Genomic DNA, 18944 nt, shown 5'->3' on the forward strand with positions numbered 1-18944 from the left:
GGCACCGAGCCGATCGGCGCTTTCGCGGCAGGCCGCTGGCTCAACACAGTTCTCCTCGAACCATGTTGCTCCGCAGTGCCCGCGAAGCCCTGTTCCCTGTATGACGTGCACCCGCCATAATTCGTGAGCTGCTCTCCCCCCACGGCACCCGGAGGCGTCCCCGCATGAGCCCGTACACAGCCAACCGCCGGAACTTCCTGGCCGGCGCACTGGCCGTTTCCGCCACCGCCGTCCTGGGGTCGGCGCCCGCCCGCGCCTCGGCCCGCCGGGCATTCACCACCCCGGACTGGATGAGCGGCATCGCGGACCCCACCGAGCTGCGACGCCTCACCATCCCCGGCTCGCACGACTCCGGTGCCCGCTACGGCGGGCCCTGGACCGAGTGCCAGAACACGACGATCGCGCAGCAGTTGGACAGCGGTCTGCGCTTCCTGGACGTACGGTGCCGGATCACCGGCGGATCCTTCGCGATCCATCACGGGGCCTCGTTCCAGAACCTGATGTTCGGTGATGTGCTGGGCGCCTGCTGGGACTTCCTGGCGGCACATCCGGGCGAGACCGTGCTGATGCGGGTGAAGCAGGAGTACTCGGAGGAGAGCGACGCGGCGTTCCGGGCGGTCTTCGACGACTACCTCGACAACAGGGGCTGGCGGCCGCTGTTCCACATCGATTCCGGGCTGCCGACGCTGGGCGGTGCGCGCGGCAAGGTGGTCCTGCTCGCGGACAACGGCGGTCTTCCCGGGGTGCGTTACGCCGATCCGGGCCTCTTCGACATCCAGGACGACTACATGGCGGAGCCGTTCGCCAAGTACCCCAAGATCGAGGCTCAGTTCCGCAAGGCGGCCGAGCAGCCGGGCAAGCTGTTCATGAACTACGTCTCGACCGCCGCCCTGCTCCCGGTCCGCTCCAACGCGGACCGGCTCAACCCGCAGGTCCAGTCGTTCCTCGACAGCTCGGGGACGTCCGGCTGGACCGGTCTCGGCATCGTCCCGCTGGACTTCCCGGCCACCCGGTCCGGGCTGGTGGAATCGCTGATCCGGCACAACCCGGCAGGCTGAGCCGTCATTCCCCACGCGTAGAGCCGGGCATGGCGGCGGTCGTCCTCCGTGCGCACCGGGTTCTCGCTCAGTCCGGCGCTGTTCCGGCACACTCGTCGTGACGTGAGGGGAGCGCGGCGATCCGCCCTGTGCGGGTTGGAGCCGGCCACGTACTTCCGGGTCCCGAAGCCGGACCCCCGCAAGCCGGCTGTGAATGTCCTTGCGTCGACCCGGCCGAAAGCCCTGGCCACCGCGGAATCCACCGCGGCGGCCGGGGCTCACCCGGCGAGGGGTGCGCGACCCGTCAGGCGCAAGGCGTCTCGGACGCGAGCGTCAGGAGGTCACGGTCTTGGTCTTCGTACAGTGGGACGCGACGCCGCCCTTCGTCAGGCAGGCCCAGATGACGTACTGATGGCCCTCGGGCAGGTTGCCGCTCTTCCACGCGGTGTAGGGCGAGTTGTGGCCGGAGGTGCTGACCACACGTTCGGCGATGCTGCCGTCGGGCGCGCTCAGATGGGCGACGATGCCGTATCCGTCGGCGGTGGAGTCGAAGGCGCCGAGGGTGTCCCCCGTTACGCCACAGCCGGGGTTCGCACTCCACTGGGCGGAGCCGGCCCACTTGCCGGCGCTGTTGTAGACGTCGACGGCCGGGTACCCGCAGATCTCGTCCGCCGCGGCGGAAGCCGAGCCGGATGCCGCGGTGGCGAGGCCCCCGGCCATGACGAGACTGGTCAGCGCGACGCCTGCCTTACGAGCAATACGCATGATTACCCCCCTGAACACCGCCAGAATCTCCGGCGGCGGCACTCAGTATGGAATGCGGGGGCGGAGCAGAGCAACGATCTTTCCGGCGGTGGGAACAGGGCCGGACAGACCCCCTCGGTGATCGATCCCAAAGGGTCAGTGCTCGTAGGCGGTCAGTGAGCGCAGGACGGGCCGGCAGGTGTGGCCGTGGTGCCGGCGGCCGTCAGAACCCTGCCGTCGCGCACCGATGTTGGACTCCATCCCTTCAACCCCGCAGGCGATTCTCCGGAACTGGCCGGCGTGTGGAGTCCGATGGCTCCTGCGGACTCAGGCGCCCACGGTCCCGTCGACACCTTCACGCAGAAGGTCCGCGTGCCCGTTGTGGCGGCCGTACTCCAGAAGCACGTGCACCATCACCATCCGCAGCGACACCTCCTCGCCCCAGCGTGGCTGACACCCGGCCTGGTCCAGGGACGTAGCTTCCCGCTCGATACGGCGCGAGTTCTCCACCTCGGCATCCCAGGCCGTGAACGCCTCGTCCCTGGTCGACGCGCTCGCGTCGTACGCTGCCTGGAAGTCGGTCTTGTCGGACCAGACCATGGGGGCGCGGTTGTCCTCGAACACCCGACGGAACCAAGCCCGCTCCACCTCCGCCATGTGCCGCACCAGGCCGAGCAGCGAAAGCGTGGACGGCGGCATCGACCGCTGCCGCAGTTCCTCGTCGGTGAGCCCTTCGCACTTCATGGCGAGGGTCGCGCGGTGGTAGTCGAGGAAAGCCCGCAGCATGTCGCGTTCGCTGCCAAAACTGGGCGGTCCTATGCGATTGTCGCTGGTCATCGGTCGTGCTCCTCATCCGTGCCTGCGTTGAGGGCCAGTATCCAGTCCCGTCGAGCGTCCCCGTACGAGGGCCGTCGACCGGCGAGGAGAAGGTCACCCCTGCGGCGCGTCCGGCGGCGGCTGCGGTGCTCCCGGCAGCCGGATCACCGCTTCCGTCCCGCCGCCCGTGGCCGGGAGCAGGGCGATCTCGCCGCCCGCCTGCTGGACCGTACGCGCGACGATCGAGAGGCCCAGGCCCGAGCCGGGGAGCTGGCGGGCGGACGGGGAGCGCCAGAAGCGCTCGAAGACGTGCGGGAGTTCGTCGGCGGGGATGCCGGGGCCGCGGTCCCGCACCGTCAGCTCGCCCCGGTGCAGGACGACGTCGATCGTGCCGCGCTGCGGGCTGAACTTCACCGCGTTGTCCAGGACGTTGACGACCGCCCGCTCCAGGGCCGCCGGTTCGGCCCGTACGTACCAGGGGGCGAGCTCGGCCGTGATCGTCAGCTCGGGGCCGCGCAGGCGGGCGCGTTCCAGAGCGGTGCGGGTGATGTCGTGCAGGGACACCACCTGGAGCGGTCCCGGCTGGGCGGCGTCCGGGCGGGCCAGCTCCTGGAGGTCACCGATGAGCGAGGCCAGCTCGGTCATCTGGGCCTTGACCGAGGACATCAGCGCCTTGCGGTCGTCCGGCGGGATCGCCCGGCCCGTCTCGTCGCTGCGGGCGAGCAGCTCCACGTTCGTACGCAGGGAGGTGAGCGGGGTCCGCAGCTCGTGGCCGGCGTCCGCGATCAGCTGGGCCTGGCGGTCCCGGGAGGTGGCGAGCGAGGCGGCCATCGAGTTGAAGGACTCGGAGAGGCGCGCGATCTCGTCCTCGCCCTCGACCGGGATGCGGACGGTGAGGTCCTCGGTGCGCGCCACGTGCTCCACGGCCTCGGTCAGCTCGTCGACGGGGCGCAGTCCGGAGCGGGCGACCCAGAGACCGGCGGCGCCGGCTCCGATGACGCCGATGCCGGACACGAGGAGGAGGACCCAGGCGAGGGTGGAGAGGGGGCTGTTGATCTCGCTCGTGGGACGGGCGACGGAGACGCCGAGGGTGAGGTCGGTGCCCGGCAGACCGGGCCCGCGCGACACCGTCACCGTCACCGCGTAGGTGAAGACGCGCATCTTCACCCCGTCGGTGTCGGTCTCCGTGTGAAGTGCTCCGCCGTTCTCGCCGTTGACCACCGCGAGGTCGGCCTCGGTCACCGGGAGCTTCGATGAGTCGGGCGCGATGCAGACCGTGCCCTGGGCATCGATGAGCTGGACGGTGAAGCCCGTGTAGGGCCGGGGCGGCAGCTTGGTGGCGCTGGTGCAGTACTTGTACAAATCGCCCAGATAGTCCTTGTCGACCTTGGTGGAGCGCAGCGTCGCATCCGCCTGGTGCTCCAGCTGCGCCCGCGTCACGAACCAGCAGGCCGCCGCCACCGCCGCCACCGCCACGGCCACCGCGGTCGCGACCAGCAGCGCCAGCCGGGAGCGGAGCGGCAGGGCGCGGATCCGCCGGAGCGGGCCGGTCACGCCTCGCCCCCGCCCGCCCGCAGCGCGTAGCCCACGCCCCGCACCGTGTGGACGAGGCGGGGTTCGCCGCCCGCCTCCGTCTTGCGGCGCAGGTACATCACGTACACGTCCAGCGAGTTGGAGCTCGGCTCGAAGTCGAAGCCCCAGACGGCCTTGAGGATCTGCTCGCGGGTCAGTACCTGGCGCGGGTGGGCGAGGAACATCTCCAGCAGGGTGAACTCGGTGCGGGTCAGCTCGACGAGGCGGGTGCCGCGGTTGACCTCGCGGGTCGCGAGGTCCATCCGGAGGTCCGCGAAGGCGAGCACGTTGTTGTCGGGGAGCTCGGCGCCCGAGGTGGCCGCGTACGAACTGCGGCGCAGCAGGGCCCGGATGCGGGCGAACAGCTCGTCCAGCTCGAAGGGCTTGACGAGGTAGTCGTCGGCGCCCGCGTCGAGCCCGGTGACCCGGTCCCCGACGGTGTCGCGGGCGGTGAGCATCAGGATGGGCGTGGTGGTGCCGGTGGCCCGGATGCGGCGGGCGGCGGTCAGCCCGTCCATCCGGGGCATCTGGATGTCGAGGACGATGAGGTCGGGGGCGTACGACTCCGCCTTGGTGAGGGCGTCGAGACCGTCGACGGCGACCTCGGTGCCGTATCCCTCGAACGCGAGGCTGCGTTGCAGGGCCTCGCGCACGGCGGGCTCGTCGTCGACGATCAGGATGCGCTGCGGATCGTCTTCGGCGGGGCTCATCGCTGCTTCGTCCTCTTGTCGTCGTGACGGGGCTGGGTGCTGGCGTCCAGCTTCTCAGCCTCGCACGGTCCAGGTGCTGAGGCTCGGGTCAGGAGCTGTCGCCGGCCCGCAGGGTGTCCAGGTCGGCCTTGAGGGTGTTGACCGGGATGGCGAAGCCGAGGCCGACGCTGCCCGCGGCGGAGCTGTCCGAGCCTGCGGCGGAACTCGCGGAGTACATAGCGGAGTTGATGCCGATGATCTCGCCGTTCATGTTGATCAGCGCACCGCCGGAGTTGCCCGGGTTGAGTGAGGCGTCGGTCTGCAGGGCCTTGTACGTGGTGGTCGAGTCGCCGGTGTCGCCGTTGAACTGCTTGCCGCCGAACTCGAACGGCCACTGCTGTCCGTCGCCCTGACCACCCTGACCGCCCTGGCCCTGGCCCTGGCCCTGGCTTTGCCCCTGCCCCTGACCCTGCCCCTGGCCGCTGTCGCCCTCCTTGGCGACCGTGACGTCCCGGTCGAGCGCGGAGACGATGCCGCTGGTGACGGTGCCGGTGAGGCCCTCGGGCGAGCCGATGGCGACGACCTGGTCGCCGACGGCGACCTTGGAGGAGTCGCCGAGCGTGGCCGTCTTCAGCCCGCTCGCGCCCTGGAGCTTGATCAGCGCGAGGTCCTTGTCGGGGTCGGTCCCGACGACGTCGGCGGTGTACGTCTTGCCGGTGCTGAGCGTCACCTTGACCGAGGAGGCGCCCGCGACGACGTGGTTGTTGGTGACGATCTCGCCGTCGGACGTGATGATCACGCCGGAGCCGGTGGACTGGCCCGCGTTCGAGGACGCGCTGATCTCGACGATCGTCGGTGACAGGGCCGCCGCCACACCGGAGACGGTGCCCTTGCTGCTCTGCGAGACGGTGGTGCCCGGGATGACGCCGCTGCCGGTGCTGTTCGTGCCGTGGTCGGTGAGCTGCCCGATCACGGTGGCCGTGCCGCCGCCGACGATCGCCGCCGCGATGGCCACCGCCGCGAGGAGCGCGACCGGGCGGCGGGCCCGGCGCCGGGGAGCGGACGGCTCGGGCGCCGGCTGCTGCTCGGGGGCGGGCCACACGGGGTCACCGCCGACCGGGCCCGCCGGCTGCGGGGGCTGGTATGACGGCGGCGGCGGGTAGGCCGCGTCGCCGTTGCCGTACGAGGGGTACATCGGGTACTCGCCGCTCGGGCGCTGGCTCTCTGTCATGTCTAGAAGAGTGTCCAGCGAAGATGAGAGGAGCGTGAGTACGCCCTGAGAAGCCCGGCAGAACCTCGTATGCCCGATATAAAGGCCTCTCATGGGCGCCCTCGGCCCCCGTCGGCGGGGCTGCTCCGCGCCTACTTGCCGGAGCCGGTGTGGTAGCCGATCGGGTCGACGAAGACGTCGGGGGAGCCGGCGGAGGACGGGACCGTGATCGTCAGGCCGTTGAGGTTCGCGATGGCCGAGACCTTCTCGTTGGGCGGGGTGACGGAGAGCCGGGTGTAGGTCTTGCCGGAACCGTCGGTGGCCGGGATGTAGCGCAGCAGGAAGCGGGTCTCCTCGCCGGGCGCGATGGTGACGGTGGACGCCTCGGCGTCGGTGCGGGCGGCGTCCGGCCCGGTGTCGCCCAGTCCGTCGGGACCCACGAGCTCGACGCCCGGGAAGCCGTGCATGCTGCACTTGCCGGAGCCGGTGTTCTTCAGGTTGACGACCACCTGGTTCCTGACCCCCGCTGAGGCGGTGCTGAACGCGAGATCGTCGGTCCGGCACATGGCGGCCGAGGCCGAGGTCTCGGTGCCGAGGCCGGAGCCGGCGGAGGAGGAGTCGGACTTGGCGGCGGAGCCGGACGTGGACGAGGAGCCGGACTCGGACGACGAGGACTGTCCCGAGGCCGAGGTCTCGTCCTCGGTGGAGTCGCTCGCGTTGCCGGAGCCGGCGTCCCGACCGCCGGTGGAGCTGCTCGCCGAGGCGGACGTGCTGCTGTCGGCGGAAGCGCTCGATCCGTCGCTGCCGCCGCACGCGGTCAGCGAGAGGCCGGCGGCGGCGACGACGAGGGCGAGAGCCGAGATCTTCCTGACGCGCATGGGGACTCCTGAGAAGCAGTGGGGGGAACGCCCGTTCCGGCTGAGCGGGCGTTGTTGCTTCATAGGACATCTATCGCCGGGCGGGCCGTTGCGGCCGGAGTTGGATCAAGACGCCGCTGTGACAGGCGGGTCGACGCCCCGTTACGTGAAAGCGGAGGTAGGGGGACAGACCATTTTGTCAGCCGCGCCGGGCCGCCGGGGGCTCGCCGCAGCCGCAGGAGCGGCGGACGACCAGCGCCGAGGGGAACTGCTTCAGCCGCTCCCGCCGTGAGCCCGACACCCGGAGCGAGTCGTCCAGGACCAGGTCCACGGCCGCCCGTGCCATCGCCGGGCGGTCCGAGAAGACCGTGGTGAGCGGCGGATCGGTGAGCCCGGCCTCCTTCACATCGTCGAAGCCCGCCACCGCCAGCTCGCCCGGCACGTCGATCCGCAGTTCGCGCGCGGCCCGCAGCACCCCGATGGCCTGGTCGTCCGTCGCACAGAAGATCGCCGGGGGACGGTCCGGGCCCGCGAGGAGCTCCAGCGCCACCCGGTAGGCGTCGTACCGGTTGTACGGGGCCTGGAAGAGCCGGCCCTCGGTCGAGCGGCCGGACTCGTGCATCGCCCGGCGCCAGCCCTCGACGTGGTCGGCCACCGGGTCACCGACGGCCGGGGTCGACTCCACGCCGCCGAGGCACGCCACGTACTCGTTGCCGTGCTCCAGCAGGTGACGGGTGGCGAGCTGGGCGCCCCCGACGTCGTCCGTGACGACCGCGACGTCGTCGATCGCCTCGGGCCGCTCGTGCAGCAGCACGACCCGGGCGTCCCAGGCCTCTATCTCGGCTGCCGCCCGCTCGCTGGGGCCCTGGCTGACCAGGATCAGCCCGGAGACCCGCATGCCGAGGAAGGCCCGCAGGTAGTGGACCTCGCGCTCGTCGCGGTAGTCGGAGTTGCCGACGAGCACCATTTTCCCGCGCTCGGCGGCAGCCTGTTCGACCGCGTGCGCCATCTCCGCGAAGAACGGCTGCCGCGCGTCCGGCACGATCATCCCTATGAGGTCGGTCCGCCGCGAGGCCATGGCCTGGGCGACCCGGTCGGGCCGGTAGCCCAGCTCCTTGATCGCGGCGAGTACCCGCTCGCGCGTGGCCGGGGCGACCGGCCTGGGTCCGTTGTTGATGACGTAGCTGACGACCGCGGTCGACGTCCCCGCCAGTCTCGCCACATCGTCCCGCGTCACCTTGGCCACGCGCGGCAGTCTACGCGGATCGACCTACCTCTTGGCAGGCCGGACCGGGGCTTCTTCCGGAACCTCGACGGCCTCCGACTGCTCCGAACGGGTGAGGGTTTCGGCGGCCGCCTTCGCGGCAGCGGCCTTGGCCTCCTCCGCGGCGGCCCGCTCCACCTTCTCGGGTGCGACGAAGCGGTAGCCGACGTTACGGACGGTGCCGATCAGCGACTCGTGCTCGGGGCCGAGCTTGGCGCGCAGCCGCCGGACGTGTACATCGACCGTCCGCGTGCCGCCGAAGTAGTCGTAGCCCCAGACCTCCTGGAGCAGCTGGGCCCGGGTGAAGACCCGGCCCGGGTGCTGCGCCAGGTACTTGATCAGTTCGAATTCCTTGAAGGTCAGGTCCAGGACCCGGCCCTTGAGCTTGGCGCTGTACGTCGCCTCGTCGATGGACAGGTCACCGTTGCGGATCTCCATCGGGGAGTCGTCGGAGGTGATCTGCTGCCGGCCGGTGGCCAGCCGCAGCCGCGCCTCGACCTCGGCGGGTCCCGCCGTGTCCAGCAGTACGTCGTCGATCCCCCAGTCCGCGGTGACGGCCGCGAGGCCGCCCTCCGTGACGACGAGGATCAGCGGACAGCCGGGTCCGGTGGACCGCAGCAGCTGACAGAGCGAGCGCACCTGGGGCAGGTCGCGCCGTCCGTCGATCAGGATGACGTCGGCACCTGGGGTGTCGACGAGAGCGGGGCCTTCGGCGGGCGCCACCCGCACGCTGTGGAGCAGGAGACCGAGGGCGGGGAGCACCTCCGTCGACGGTTGGAGGGCATTCGTCAGGAGCAGCAGTGAACTCATCGCCGCCCACCTGCCTGGGTCGTCGGTCGATGATCGTGCACGGTTGGCTCGCCCATTACGTCGGTCCTCCTCGTTCCCTGCGAGAGGGGCACTCCCGGGCCCGGCCCGGGGGAGTATGCGGCACTGCTTCGTACGCTTATTCGTGTTGTGCCGTACAACGTTTCGTCATACGGGTTTTACGGGTACGGCCCCGCGCCCAGGGCCGCTGAGCTTGTTGAAACGTCTCCGTAACAACGCGCGGAAAGCACAAAAGGACCCGGGGGCTGCATTGCCCGGATCCTCTTCCCAGCAGAATAGCCCACATGAGTTCTGTGTCCGAGGGGCGATTTCGGAGTTCCTCTGTTCCCTTGATCACGCGCCGGCCGTCGCGGGCGACATTGCGGGCGGATGACGGCGTGCCGATCGAGGCGGTGTACGACCCGTGTACGGCGGATGACGGCGCACTCGCGGGTGCGGACGACACCGGCACGGCGATCGTCGTCGCGCACGGTTTCACCGGTTCGGCCGACCGCCCGGCGGTGCGGCGCGCCGTGGAGGTGTTCTCCCAGCGTGCGGCCGTGATCACGTTCTCGTTCCGGGGGCACGGCGGCTCCGGCGGACGGTCCACGGTGGGCGACCGCGAGGTGCTGGACCTGGCGGCCGCGGTGGCCTGGGCGCGGTCGCTCGGGCACCGGCGTGTCGTTACGGTCGGGTTCTCGATGGGCGGTTCCGTGGTGCTCCGGCACGGGGCGCTGTATACGGATCCGGCGGCGGAGCGCGAGGGCGTCCGGCCCGTTCCGGTGCGCGGGGGGCGCACGGAAGCGCGTTTGGGGGCGTACGCCGATGCGGTGGTGTCCGTGAGCTCCCCGGCGCGCTGGTACTACCGGGGTACGGCTCCGATGCGTCGCCTGCACTGGGTGGTCACCCGGCCCGCCGGGCGGCTCGTCGGGCGGTACGGCCTCCGGACCCGGATCGACCGCAACGACTGGGACCCGGTCCCGCTCTCCCCGGTCGCGGCGGTCCCGGCGATCGCCCCGGCCCCGTTGCTGATCGTGCACGGCGACAAGGACCCGTACTTCCCGCTCGACCACCCCCGGATGCTGGCCGACGCGGCGGACGGGGCCGCCGAGCTGTGGCTGGAGCGCGGGATGGGGCACGCGGAGAACGCGTCGGACGCGGCCCTGCTCGGCCGCATCGCCGACTGGGCGGCGGACCGGTGACCCGGGTGCACGATGATGGACAGCCGAGCGTGAGCCGACGCGAGACGAGAGGAGCCGCCGCCATGCCTGCGGGAACGATCCGTTACTGGGCAGCCGCCAAGGCCGCTGCCGGAACGGCCGAGGAGCCGTACACCGCCGCGACGCTCAAGGAGGCGCTCGACGCGGCACGCGCCCGGCACCCCGGTGAGCTGACCCGAGTGCTGCAGAGGTGCTCGTTCCTCATCGACGGTGACCCCGTCGGGACCCGGAGCCATGAGACCGTACGCCTTGCCGAGGGCGGCACGGTCGAGGTGCTCCCGCCGTTCGCAGGAGGGTGAACCGCAGAACATGAGCAGCAGCGATCAGCAGCATCCGTACCCGGACCAGCCGCAGCAGCCGTACGGCCAGGAGCCGCGGCAGTACGCCCAGGAGCCGCAGCAGTACGGAGACCAGCCGTACGCGGACCAGGGCTACCCGGACCCCGCCGCGTACGCGCAGTACGGGCAGCAGGCCCCCTACGCGGGCGAAGGCGCCCCGTACGCGCCGCAGGCACCTCAGGCGCCGCAGGGCACGTACGAGCCGCCACAGGCGGCCCCGCAGCCGTACGCGTCCGCCCACCCGACGCACCAGGCCGTGCAGCTTCCGTACGAGCCCCAGCAGACCCCTCAGCCGTACGAGCCTCAGCAGACCCCTCAGCTTCACGAGCCCCAGCAGCCCCACCAGGCTCAGCAGCCCCACCAGGCTCAGCAGCCCCACCAGGCTCAGCAGCCCCACCAGGCTCAGCAGACCGGGGGCGGCTGGCAGGCCGGGGAGCAGGGTGTCGCGCAGACCTGGGAGGGCCAGACCTGGGACACCCAGTACCAGCCCACCCTCCGCCCGGCGCAGCAGCCCGCACAGCCGGTGCAGCCCGCAGAGCCGGTGCAGTCCGCCTCCGGCGCCTGTCCGCTGCCGCCGGAGGTCCGGACGGCTCCGGCCGTTCCGGCCGCTCCCGCGCCGGAGGGTGCCGCGCAGGACGACGACGGCTACAGCGCGCCCACCACCCTGGGCAACAGCCGGATCACCGACGCCCAGCGCGCCCGTGCCGAGGGCCGTTCGCCGATCATCGCGCCGGGGATGCAGCCGGCCGCGATCACCGCGGGGCTCGGGCTGCTGCTCGCGCTCGCCGCGGCCATCGGCTCGTACGCCCTGGTCGTCCCGCTGGTGCTGCTCCAGGCGGTGACCGCCGCAGGGTGGTTCCGGCTCAACGGCATGTGGCCGGCCAGGCAGGGCATCGCGCTCGCGTTCGCCGGCGGGCTCGTCGCCGATGTGGTGCTGCTGGCCGCCGGCCGGGAGAACGGGCCGGCCGCGATCCTCGGCACGCTCGGTGTCTGGGTGCTGCTCACCGTCGTCCTCCAGCTGCGCAGCCGGGCGGGCGCCGACGAGCGGATGCAGGGGCTGATGGCGACCGTCGCCTCGGCCGCGCTCGCGGTCCTGGCCGCCGGTCACCTCGCGGCGGTCCCGGACGCGGTGACGGTCGGCGGGGTCGCCGTCGCCGTCGCGGTGCTCGTACGGGCGCTTCCGCTGCCGGGGCCGGTCTCCGTGGTGGCGGCGCTGGTCGTCGCCGCGGCCGCCGGTGGTGCGGCGGGGGCAGTCACCGACCTGGGGGCGAAGGGCGCGCTGCTCGGCCTCGCCGCCGGTGGCTGTGCGCTGATCGGGCTGCGGGTGGCCAGCTATGACTACCCGTCACGCTTCGTGCACATGACCGCCGGAGTGGCGCTGCCGCTCACCGCGGCCGCGCCCGCCGTGTACCTGATCGGCCGCGCGATCTCGTAGCCGGGCGCCCGCGACCCGTCACTCGTGACCGTCGCACCTCACGCGTCACAGAGATACCGAAGCCCTCCACGGGGAACCGATGGGGGGCTTTCTCTCGTCGATCACCCGGAGCGTGATGTGCGGCCGCAGTAGGCTCACGGGCGCCTAGGGGTCCGAACGGACGCGGGCGGGGGAGGACAAGGCATGCGTGCACTGCGAATACTGCTGGTCATCGTGGTGGTTCTGGCCGGTGTGTTCATCGCCGTCGACCGCGCGGCGGTGTACTTCGCCGAGTCCCAGGTCGCCGAGCGGGTGCAGGTGCCCGGGGCTGAGATCGGCTCGACGGACGTCTCGATCAAGGGCTTCCCGTTCCTGACGCAGCTCGCCGGATCGGAGCTCGACGAGGTGGACGTGAAGATCACCGGCCTGGAGACCAGCGCGAACGGCCGCACGCTCCGGATCAGCGAGATGAACGCCGACCTGCACCAGGTCCGGCTGACCGACGGCTTCTCCGGCGCCGTCGCCGCACGGGCGGGCGGAACGGCCGTGGTGTCGTACGCGGACCTCACCAAGGCGGCCAGCGCGGACGTCGCCGTCGAGTACGGCGGCAACGGCAAGGTGAAGGTGACCGGCACGGTCGAGGTCCCCGGCCTGGGCCGCGAGATCTCGCGCTCCGTCCTGTCCACCGTCACCCTGGTCGACGGCCACACCGTGCGGGTGCACGCCGACAAGGTGCCGGGCGAGGGCATCCCCGGCCTCGAGGGCCTGGTGCGCAAGAAGACCGACTTCGAGCGCGAGGTCGGCGGACTGCCCAAGGGGCTGAAGCTGGAGAAGATCCAGCCGACCGCCGCAGGCCTGGAGATCTCGGTGACCGGCACCGACGTCTCGCTCGCCTGATGACACCCGCCGGATGACGTCCGCCGGACAACCCCCGCCACGACCGGGCGCGCCCTGCGCCGTCCGGAAGCCGTGCGCCACATACTGAGACGACCCTGTCCGTTCCGCAGATGTCCGACGTGCGCAGCGCTCCGGCGAGCGGTCGCGCGGACCGTGCGACCCCCCTCTCGTCTCACCTAATGGACGATCGCGTCTCAATGGGCGACACGACGGTGACATGTCCGCCCGTACGTCCCTACGATCGGTCCCATGCAGTGCTCTATTAGCGGTCTCCCGCAGCGGGGACGGGCGGATCTCACGAAGCGGCGGGCAGTGGACCTGTGCCGCGTCGCCGCCATGCTCTGTCGCACTGTCTGAGCGGGACCTCGATTCCCGCATTCCCGGCCCTCCGGCCACGCGTCGGGGCCATCTGATGCCTCTGTGCACGTGCCGAACCCGCGCCTCGTACATCCGCATCCCGCACCAATTCGCATCATCTCGCCGCAGACTGCCCCGGAGGAGAACACAATGAGCCGCAGTGACGTCCTGGTAGACGCCGACTGGGTCGAGGCCCACATCGACGACCCGAAGGTTGCCATCGTCGAGGTCGACGAGGACACCGCCGCGTACGAGAAGAACCACATCAAGAACGCGATCCGGATCGACTGGACCAAGGACCTCCAGGACCCGGTCCGCCGTGACTTCATCGACCAGGCGGGCTTCGAGGAGCTGCTGTCCGGCAAGGGCATCGGCAACGACACCACGGTCGTCCTGTACGGCGGCAACAACAACTGGTTCGCGTCCTACGCGTTCTGGTACTTCAAGCTCTACGGCCACAGCGACGTCCGCCTGCTCGACGGCGGCCGCAAGAAGTGGGAGCTCGACTCCCGCGACCTGGTCGACGGCGACCAGATCCCGTCCCGCCCGGCCACCCAGTACAAGGCCCAGCCGCAGGACGAGTCGATCCGCGCCTACCGCGACGACGTCGTGAAGGCGATCGGCACCCAGAACCTGGTCGACGTGCGCTCGCCCGACGAGTTCAGCGGCAAGCTGCTCGCCCCGGCCCACCTCCCGCAGGAGCAGTCGCAGCGCCCCGGCCACGTGCCGAGCGCCCGCAACATCCCGTGGTCGAAGAACGCCAACGACGACGGCACCTTCAAGTCGGACGACGAGCTGAAGGCCCTCTACGAGGCCGAGCAGGTCGACCTGGCGAAGGACACCATCGCGTACTGCCGCATCGGTGAGCGCTCCGCGCTCACCTGGTTCGTGCTGCACCAGCTCCTCGGCCAGGAGAACGTCAAGAACTACGACGGCTCGTGGACCGAGTACGGCTCCCTCGTGGGCGTGCCGATCGAGCTCGGCGCCAACAAGTAACTCCGCACCATCCGGACCAGCACGCCCCCCGACCAGAAGGACAGAACGCCATGTGTGGAGCAAAGGCCGGCGGCCCCGACGCTTCGACGATCAAGCCCGGTGAGACCACGATCCAGGGCAGCGTGACCCGCGACGGCGAGCCCGTCACCGGCTACGTCCGCCTGCTGGACTCGACCGGTGAGTTCACCGCGGAGGTCCCGACCTCCGCGACCGGGCAGTTCCGCTTCTACGCGGCCGAGGGCACCTGGACGCTGCGCGCGCTCGTCCCGGGCGGCAGCGCCGACCGCACGGTCGTGGCACAGACGGGCGGTCTGTCCGAGGTGGCCATCGCCGTCTAGCGCGAGGCACGAAGACCGGCCGGAGGGCCGTACCCCAGGGGGTTGGACGCCCTACTGAACCGGGGTGCGGCCCTTCGTGCCGTCCGGGCGCAGGAGCTCGCCGCCCAGGACCGGCTGGTCGGGCGAATCGGGCCTACGCTGGAGGTATGTACGCCCGACGCCGTCGCGCATATTTTCTGATGATGGGCGGATGCCTCGTCCTCTTCGTCTCGTCCTGGGCCTTCGTGCGGCTCTGGTCGATTCCCGCAGCCATCAGCATGTGCGTGATCGCCATGGTCATCCCGCCCGTCGCGGCGATCGTGGCCAACCGGAAGGGCCCGGAGGACCGTTGGTGGGACGATCCGCCCCCGGACCCCCGGCAGCAGACGCGCGAGGAGCACCCCGCGCAGCGGCCGGGCAAGGAGCGCCCCCGGCAGCAGCCCGGCAAGGAGCGCCCCACCGGCGATCCGGAGTCGGACGAGTGGTGGGACGAGCTCGACGGCAAGAAGCGCCGCCGGTGAGCGGCCGGTTCCGTCAGTAGACGAGGGCCTGGGCGCCGTCGGCCATGATCTCGCTGACGAAGACCTGGGCCCCGGCGATCCGTACCCCGTCCAGGACGTCCTGCTCGGTGATGTCGCGGCGGGCCGCGCACTGAGTGCAGAGCGTGATCAGGCCGCCCGCCTGGATCGACTCGATCAGGTCCGGCAGCGGCGCCGAGTGCGGCAGTTCGAACTCGGCGGCCCGCCCCGGCAGGGCGAACCACGCGGACTCCCCGGTCAGCCAGAGCGAGACCTCCACGCCGCTGGCGACGGCGACCGCGGCCACCGTGAACGCCTGCGAGCAGCGCTCGGCGGAGTCGGCACCTGCGGTCACCTTGATCACGAGCTTCTTCGGCATATGCGGAACTGTAATCCTCGGGCGTACAACCTCGGCGGTGGGCGGCGGGTCAGTTGGATGCGCGGATGACGGAATCCGCGCTTCAGGTCTCGTGGGGGGACCCATTTTGAATCAGAAAGACACCATTCCACGCCTTGGGGAAGGGCCCGTCGAGGAGACGTCCGCCCCGGATTCCGGTGCGGTGCGACGACGCCCGCGCGGACGTACGGCCTTGATCGTCGCCATCGCCGCGGTGCTCGGGATCGCCGGTGGGACCGCGGTCGGCTACGGCGTGCAGGCGGAGCGGGCGCCGACCCCGTTGAGCGCACTCGCGCAGCCGGACCTGGCGTACCCGGCGAAGGCGGCGGACCGGCTGCCCGACCCGCTGCCGGCCGCCCAGGACCGCCGGGTCCGGACGGACGGGGACCTGCGCAAGCTCGTCATCCCGAGGCCGGCCGGCTGGAGCGAGAACAAGGACGCCTCGTTCGTACAGGACGGCTGGACGGAGGTGGAGGACTACGCGCTCGACTTCGAGGGCGAGGACTTCATGTTCGGCCGGCTCCTGGAGTCCGACGTCCGCCGGATCGCGAGTGCCACCTGGAAGAAGGGCGAGTACCGCACGGTGTACCTCTCGCTCGTGCAGTTCGCGTCCGGCACCGGCACGCCGGCCGCCGAGCACGCCGAGGCCCAGCGCATGTACATGCCCGACGAGAAGCGTGGCGCCGGCAACAGCGGCGACGCGATCAAGGGAAGCCTCAACGGCCGTTACTACGTGTACGAGGTGGACCGGAAGCCCGGCTACCTGCCGCTCTACCGGGCCAGGGCGGTCTTCGACCGGGGCGACGTCATGGTCGACATCCATCTGTCCGACACCCGGTCGATCAGCAAGAAGGACATCCGGACGCTGGCCGAGCGACAGCTGGAGCGCCTGTGAACGACGACGACACCACCACACCCGCACCGCTGCCCGCACCGCTTCCCGGGCCCGCCATCGCTCCCGAGCCCGAGCCCAAGCCCGAGCCCTCCGTTCCCGCTGCCGCGCCTGCCCGGAAGGGCGGGAAGCGCCGCGCGATCCTGGCCGGGGGCCTCGTCGTTCTGGTGCTCGGGGCCGTGTCCGGCGCGGCCGTGTACACGAAGACCACCGTGGACCACGCCGACCGCACGGTCACGACCGAGCTGTGGGCCGGCTCCTCGCACGGCAAGAGCAAGGGCAAGGCCAAGGACCCGGCGGGCGATGTCTCCCGGGGCCGGGCGACCACCGAACTCAGCAAGCTGCTGCTGCCGGTCCCCGACGGATACCGGCTCGGCCCGGACGACGGGGTGCACGGCAACGACAGCGAGGTCGGCGGCCGAGAGGCAGCCGCCGAGATGAAGGCCGGCAACCGCGGCCTCGCCGGGAAGCAGCGGCGGGAGCTGGAGAAGCGGATCGACAAGCTTCATGTCCAGGGCGTCGCCGTCCGGACCTACACATCGGACCGGAACGACCTGCTCGTCAGGACCGAGCTGGTGCGGATGAAGGACAAGAAGGCGGTCCGGGACCTCTACGGCTTCCAGACGGGGCTCTTCGACGCCATCGGCGTCTTCCGCGACGGGCCCGCGGTCGGCGGCCACAAGAAGAACGCCACGTGCTTCCTGCAGCCCAAGGACAGCAAGCACAGAATCGAGAGCATGTACTGCATGGCGTACGACGGCGAGATGGTCCTCAGCTTCGTGGCCTCGGGTACCAAGCCCGTCCACAAGTCGTCCGTCGCCGACCTGGTGAAGGACCAGCTGGACCACATCAAGTCCCCGGGGGAGTACGTATGACCGAGCAGACCGCCGCCGAAGCAGAACCCGTGGCCGAGGCCGAGACCGGGGCCCCGGCGGCTCCGCCTGTGCCACCGCTGCCACCGCTGCCGCCCGTGCCGCCGCTGTCCCCGACGTCCCGGCCGCCGCGCCGGGTGCTGCGGGCCGTGGCCCGGTGGACCGTCGCGGTGCTGGTGCTCGGCGGGCTCGGCGCGGGTTCGGCCTACGCCATCACCTCCCAGGAGCGCACCGACGTGCCGGGGCTGGCCACCGAGAGCGACGGGCGCTGGGACTTCCCCCGGCTGAGCCTGCCCGCGCTCCCGCCCGGCGCGCCCCGCCCGTTCACCGAGGGCAACACCGCCGAGGTCCACCACGCGGACCTGCGCGGGCTGCTGCTCCCCGCCCCGGCCGGAGCAACGGCGGACAAGAAGCTGACGGGCGGCTGGATCAGCACGGAACGGTTCGTCTCCGGGTACGAGCAGAGCACCCGCGCCGATATCGGTGCGGAGCTGAAGGAGTCCGCTCTCCGGCACATCGCGGCGCGCGGCTGGACCATGCCGGACGGCACGTCGAACCGGGTCTACCTGCTCCAGTTCAACTCGGCGGGCTACGCCGAGGCGTTCCACGACGACCGCTACGGCGGCACCGTGTCGGCCGAGGACCCGCCGGCCGGCGCGGAACAGATGGAACTGGACGAGGGCTGGTCGGGCGGCGGCAAGGTGGAGCACACCTCGTCCTACGTGACCGTGGAGCCGAAGCCCTTCGGTGCCGCGCAGGTCCGGCAGGCGTATCTGGTCGCCGGCGACACCGTCGCGCTGATCGTCCAGACCCGCCGGGGCGCCGGAGGGACGCCGGGCGTTCCCTTCCACCAGACGGTGATCCTGCAGAACCAGCTGCTGGGCTGAGCCGCCCCGCGGCAAACCCCGAACCGACGGGCCGGGCCTCCACCCATTAGGCTGGGACCCGGCCCGTACTGCTGCCATACCGCTCGTTCAAGGAGCTCCCGTGCTTGAGGCATTCTTCACCACCCTGCTGGTCCTGGTCTGTGTCGGCACCCTCGCCTTCGCCGGTCTGACCGTGAAGAAGCTGTACCAGGGTCAGCGCTGACCCCTCAGCTCCACGCGCGCCCTCCCCGTTCCCCCGCCTCACAGATCGTCTGAGCCGCTCATGATCGAGATTCCGTCCGACCTCCACCCGGACCTCGTCCCGCTGGCATTCCTCCTGGGCAACTGGGCGGGCGCGGGTGTGTCCGACTTCCCCGGCGCCGAGAAGTGCAACTTCGGCCAGGAAGTGACCTTCAGCCACGACGGCCGGGACTTCCTGGAGTACGTCTCGCACAGCTGGGTGCTCGACGCCGAGGGCGAGAAGGTCCGGCCGCTGGAGTCCGAGTCCGGCTACTGGCGCATCGACAAGGACCGCAAGGTCGAGGTCGTGATGGTCCGCGACCAGGGCGTCATCGAGATCTGGTACGGCGAGCTGGGCCACCAGAAGCCGCAGATCGACCTGGTCACCGACGCGGTGGCCCGCACCGCGGCCTCCGGCCCGTACAACGGTGGCAAGCGGCTGTACGGCTATGTGAAGAGCGACCTGATGTGGGTCGGCGAGAAGTCCACGCCCGAGGTGGAGCTGCGGCCGTACATGTCGGCGCACCTCAAGAAGGTCGTCACGCCCGAGGAGGTCGCCGCGATGGCGAAGAGCCTGGGTGACCTGCCGGACGACGGGATCGCGTTCTTCAAGTAGCCGGCCGC

General features: G+C 71.1%; 22 protein-coding genes. 13 read left to right on the top strand and 9 right to left on the bottom strand.

Annotated elements, in window-relative coordinates; all coding sequences use genetic code 11:
• Positions 1 to 164: 164 nt before the first annotated feature.
• Positions 165 to 1058: a phosphatidylinositol-specific phospholipase C gene (locus ACGFU6_RS31100; RefSeq protein WP_393615779.1), complete on the top strand. Its 894-nt coding sequence runs from the start codon at positions 165 to 167 to the stop codon at positions 1056 to 1058.
• A gap of 312 nt (positions 1059 to 1370) precedes the next feature.
• Here ACGFU6_RS31100 and ACGFU6_RS31105 read toward each other — a convergent pair whose 3' ends face one another.
• The 8 genes from ACGFU6_RS31105 to ACGFU6_RS31140 all read right to left on the bottom strand — a co-directional run bounded on the left by ACGFU6_RS31105 (position 1371) and on the right by ACGFU6_RS31140 (position 8999).
• On the bottom strand, positions 1371 to 1802 hold the full coding sequence (locus ACGFU6_RS31105) for a hypothetical protein (RefSeq protein WP_393615781.1): 432 nt from the start codon (positions 1800 to 1802) through the stop codon (positions 1371 to 1373).
• A gap of 306 nt (positions 1803 to 2108) precedes the next feature.
• A complete protein-coding gene (locus ACGFU6_RS31110) occupies positions 2109 to 2618 on the bottom strand; it encodes a DinB family protein (RefSeq protein ID WP_393615782.1) in 510 nt (169 codons plus the stop codon).
• A gap of 93 nt (positions 2619 to 2711) precedes the next feature.
• Complete coding sequence (locus ACGFU6_RS31115; protein WP_393615784.1) at positions 2712 to 4151, bottom strand: ATP-binding protein; 1440 nt, start codon at positions 4149 to 4151, stop codon at positions 2712 to 2714.
• Positions 4148 to 4879, bottom strand: a complete 732-nt coding sequence (locus ACGFU6_RS31120; RefSeq protein ID WP_393615785.1) for a response regulator transcription factor — start codon at positions 4877 to 4879, stop codon at positions 4148 to 4150. Before ACGFU6_RS31120 ends, ACGFU6_RS31115 begins: the two co-directional genes overlap by 4 nt.
• Positions 4880 to 4967: 88 nt before the next feature.
• Positions 4968 to 6089, bottom strand: coding sequence for a S1C family serine protease (locus ACGFU6_RS31125; RefSeq protein WP_393615787.1), 1122 nt, complete (start codon positions 6087 to 6089; stop codon positions 4968 to 4970).
• Positions 6090 to 6220: 131 nt separating this feature from the next.
• Positions 6221 to 6946 carry a DUF4232 domain-containing protein gene (locus ACGFU6_RS31130; RefSeq protein WP_393615789.1) on the bottom strand — a complete coding sequence of 242 codons (726 nt, stop codon included), beginning with the start codon at positions 6944 to 6946 and terminating at the stop codon, positions 6221 to 6223.
• Positions 6947 to 7124: 178 nt separating this feature from the next.
• The gene (locus tag ACGFU6_RS31135; protein WP_123524618.1) at positions 7125 to 8171 is read right to left on the bottom strand and encodes a LacI family DNA-binding transcriptional regulator; all 1047 of its coding nucleotides are present in this window, start codon (positions 8169 to 8171) and stop codon (positions 7125 to 7127) included.
• A gap of 24 nt (positions 8172 to 8195) precedes the next feature.
• Positions 8196 to 8999, bottom strand: coding sequence for a response regulator transcription factor (locus ACGFU6_RS31140; protein ID WP_123524617.1), 804 nt, complete (start codon positions 8997 to 8999; stop codon positions 8196 to 8198).
• A 302-nt stretch (positions 9000 to 9301) separates the two neighbouring features.
• Here ACGFU6_RS31140 and ACGFU6_RS31145 point away from each other — a divergent pair, with 302 nt between their 5' ends.
• From ACGFU6_RS31145 to ACGFU6_RS31180, 8 genes are all read left to right on the top strand, one after another.
• Complete coding sequence (locus ACGFU6_RS31145; protein ID WP_393615792.1) at positions 9302 to 10198, top strand: alpha/beta hydrolase family protein; 897 nt, start codon at positions 9302 to 9304, stop codon at positions 10196 to 10198.
• A gap of 62 nt (positions 10199 to 10260) precedes the next feature.
• Positions 10261 to 10515, top strand: a complete 255-nt coding sequence (locus tag ACGFU6_RS31150; RefSeq protein WP_393615794.1) for a MoaD/ThiS family protein — start codon at positions 10261 to 10263, stop codon at positions 10513 to 10515.
• Between the two features lie 10 nt (positions 10516 to 10525).
• Positions 10526 to 11989, top strand: a complete 1464-nt coding sequence (locus tag ACGFU6_RS31155) for a hypothetical protein (protein WP_393615795.1) — start codon at positions 10526 to 10528, stop codon at positions 11987 to 11989.
• A gap of 183 nt (positions 11990 to 12172) precedes the next feature.
• A complete protein-coding gene (locus ACGFU6_RS31160; RefSeq protein ID WP_393615797.1) occupies positions 12173 to 12865 on the top strand; it encodes a DUF2993 domain-containing protein in 693 nt (230 codons plus the stop codon).
• A gap of 249 nt (positions 12866 to 13114) precedes the next feature.
• Positions 13115 to 13222, top strand: a complete 108-nt coding sequence (locus tag ACGFU6_RS31165) for a putative leader peptide (RefSeq protein ID WP_353962123.1) — start codon at positions 13115 to 13117, stop codon at positions 13220 to 13222.
• A gap of 150 nt (positions 13223 to 13372) precedes the next feature.
• Positions 13373 to 14218: a sulfurtransferase gene (locus ACGFU6_RS31170; RefSeq protein ID WP_123524612.1), complete on the top strand. Its 846-nt coding sequence runs from the start codon at positions 13373 to 13375 to the stop codon at positions 14216 to 14218.
• A 50-nt stretch (positions 14219 to 14268) separates the two neighbouring features.
• Entirely contained in the window at positions 14269 to 14556 is a 288-nt protein-coding gene (locus tag ACGFU6_RS31175) for a DUF1416 domain-containing protein (RefSeq protein ID WP_018490348.1), read from the top strand.
• A 146-nt stretch (positions 14557 to 14702) separates the two neighbouring features.
• Positions 14703 to 15056, top strand: coding sequence for a DUF3099 domain-containing protein (locus ACGFU6_RS31180; protein ID WP_393615799.1), 354 nt, complete (start codon positions 14703 to 14705; stop codon positions 15054 to 15056).
• A gap of 13 nt (positions 15057 to 15069) precedes the next feature.
• Here ACGFU6_RS31180 and ACGFU6_RS31185 read toward each other — a convergent pair whose 3' ends face one another.
• Positions 15070 to 15432 (bottom strand): DsrE family protein, encoded by a 363-nt coding sequence (locus ACGFU6_RS31185; protein ID WP_393615801.1) that lies wholly within the window; start codon positions 15430 to 15432, stop codon positions 15070 to 15072.
• A 211-nt stretch (positions 15433 to 15643) separates the two neighbouring features.
• Between ACGFU6_RS31185 and ACGFU6_RS31190 the strand changes: the two genes are divergently transcribed.
• The 4 genes from ACGFU6_RS31190 (at position 15644) to ACGFU6_RS31205 (ending at position 18936) form a co-directional block, all read left to right on the top strand.
• Positions 15644 to 16345, top strand: a complete 702-nt coding sequence (locus ACGFU6_RS31190) for a hypothetical protein (protein ID WP_393615803.1) — start codon at positions 15644 to 15646, stop codon at positions 16343 to 16345.
• Positions 16342 to 17217, top strand: coding sequence for a hypothetical protein (locus tag ACGFU6_RS31195; RefSeq protein ID WP_393615805.1), 876 nt, complete (start codon positions 16342 to 16344; stop codon positions 17215 to 17217). Before ACGFU6_RS31190 ends, ACGFU6_RS31195 begins: the two co-directional genes overlap by 4 nt.
• Positions 17214 to 18101 (top strand): hypothetical protein, encoded by an 888-nt coding sequence (locus ACGFU6_RS31200; RefSeq protein ID WP_393615807.1) that lies wholly within the window; start codon positions 17214 to 17216, stop codon positions 18099 to 18101. Before ACGFU6_RS31195 ends, ACGFU6_RS31200 begins: the two co-directional genes overlap by 4 nt.
• A gap of 262 nt (positions 18102 to 18363) precedes the next feature.
• Positions 18364 to 18936 (top strand): FABP family protein, encoded by a 573-nt coding sequence (locus ACGFU6_RS31205; RefSeq protein ID WP_393615808.1) that lies wholly within the window; start codon positions 18364 to 18366, stop codon positions 18934 to 18936.
• Positions 18937 to 18944 lie beyond the last annotated feature (8 nt).

This window comes from Streptomyces sp. NPDC048462, assembly GCF_043200175.1.
Taxonomy (GTDB): domain Bacteria; phylum Actinomycetota; class Actinomycetes; order Streptomycetales; family Streptomycetaceae; genus Streptomyces.

What these genes read in the sequence shown, in the direction of transcription:
- ACGFU6_RS31100 (WP_393615779.1), top strand. Translation starts at nt 165, where the DNA reads ATGAGCCCGTACACAGCCAACCGCCGGAACTTCCTGGCCGGCGCACTG.
- ACGFU6_RS31105 (WP_393615781.1), bottom strand. Translation starts at nt 1,802, where the DNA reads ATGCGTATTGCTCGTAAGGCAGGCGTCGCGCTGACCAGTCTCGTCATG.
- ACGFU6_RS31110 (WP_393615782.1), bottom strand. Translation starts at nt 2,618, where the DNA reads ATGACCAGCGACAATCGCATAGGACCGCCCAGTTTTGGCAGCGAACGC.
- ACGFU6_RS31120 (WP_393615785.1), bottom strand. Translation starts at nt 4,879, where the DNA reads ATGAGCCCCGCCGAAGACGATCCGCAGCGCATCCTGATCGTCGACGAC.
- ACGFU6_RS31125 (WP_393615787.1), bottom strand. Translation starts at nt 6,089, where the DNA reads ATGACAGAGAGCCAGCGCCCGAGCGGCGAGTACCCGATGTACCCCTCG.
- ACGFU6_RS31130 (WP_393615789.1), bottom strand. Translation starts at nt 6,946, where the DNA reads ATGCGCGTCAGGAAGATCTCGGCTCTCGCCCTCGTCGTCGCCGCCGCC.
- ACGFU6_RS31140 (WP_123524617.1), bottom strand. Translation starts at nt 8,999, where the DNA reads ATGAGTTCACTGCTGCTCCTGACGAATGCCCTCCAACCGTCGACGGAG.
- ACGFU6_RS31145 (WP_393615792.1), top strand. Translation starts at nt 9,302, where the DNA reads ATGAGTTCTGTGTCCGAGGGGCGATTTCGGAGTTCCTCTGTTCCCTTG.
- ACGFU6_RS31150 (WP_393615794.1), top strand. Translation starts at nt 10,261, where the DNA reads ATGCCTGCGGGAACGATCCGTTACTGGGCAGCCGCCAAGGCCGCTGCC.
- ACGFU6_RS31155 (WP_393615795.1), top strand. Translation starts at nt 10,526, where the DNA reads ATGAGCAGCAGCGATCAGCAGCATCCGTACCCGGACCAGCCGCAGCAG.
- ACGFU6_RS31160 (WP_393615797.1), top strand. Translation starts at nt 12,173, where the DNA reads ATGCGTGCACTGCGAATACTGCTGGTCATCGTGGTGGTTCTGGCCGGT.
- ACGFU6_RS31165 (WP_353962123.1), top strand. Translation starts at nt 13,115, where the DNA reads ATGCAGTGCTCTATTAGCGGTCTCCCGCAGCGGGGACGGGCGGATCTC.
- ACGFU6_RS31170 (WP_123524612.1), top strand. Translation starts at nt 13,373, where the DNA reads ATGAGCCGCAGTGACGTCCTGGTAGACGCCGACTGGGTCGAGGCCCAC.
- ACGFU6_RS31175 (WP_018490348.1), top strand. Translation starts at nt 14,269, where the DNA reads ATGTGTGGAGCAAAGGCCGGCGGCCCCGACGCTTCGACGATCAAGCCC.
- ACGFU6_RS31180 (WP_393615799.1), top strand. Translation starts at nt 14,703, where the DNA reads ATGTACGCCCGACGCCGTCGCGCATATTTTCTGATGATGGGCGGATGC.
- ACGFU6_RS31185 (WP_393615801.1), bottom strand. Translation starts at nt 15,432, where the DNA reads ATGCCGAAGAAGCTCGTGATCAAGGTGACCGCAGGTGCCGACTCCGCC.
- ACGFU6_RS31200 (WP_393615807.1), top strand. Translation starts at nt 17,214, where the DNA reads ATGACCGAGCAGACCGCCGCCGAAGCAGAACCCGTGGCCGAGGCCGAG.
- ACGFU6_RS31205 (WP_393615808.1), top strand. Translation starts at nt 18,364, where the DNA reads ATGATCGAGATTCCGTCCGACCTCCACCCGGACCTCGTCCCGCTGGCA.